At 50.7% G+C, this 229-nt stretch carries 1 pseudogene; it reads left to right on the plus strand.

Annotation, left to right across the window (positions count from 1 at the left end):
• A pseudogene (locus R0J88_RS24215) lies at positions 1 to 150 on the plus strand (UDP-N-acetylmuramoyl-L-alanine--D-glutamate ligase); the annotation flags it as partial.
• Between the last annotated feature and the right edge of the window lie 79 nt (positions 151 to 229).

Here is a 229-nt window from a genome sequence, read left to right on the forward strand (position 1 = left end):
GTGCTCGGACTCGGTGTAACCGTTCTGGTCATTGTGCGTTTCTTACTATCTCACGGTTTAACGCCAAAGGTTGTCGACAGCCGAGCAAATCCCGCAGGGATTGAATGGCTGAGCAGTCATGCGCCTAGGTTAAATACACACTTTGGCAGCTGAGATGCTGCTGGGCTTAATAGCAGTGATATGATTAGTGTAAGCCGTTGGTGAAGCCGTAAAACGCCGTCCATGGCGA

It is taken from the genome of Pseudoalteromonas sp. SIMBA_162 (assembly GCF_046535955.1).
Lineage (GTDB): Bacteria > Pseudomonadota > Gammaproteobacteria > Enterobacterales > Alteromonadaceae > Pseudoalteromonas > Pseudoalteromonas marina.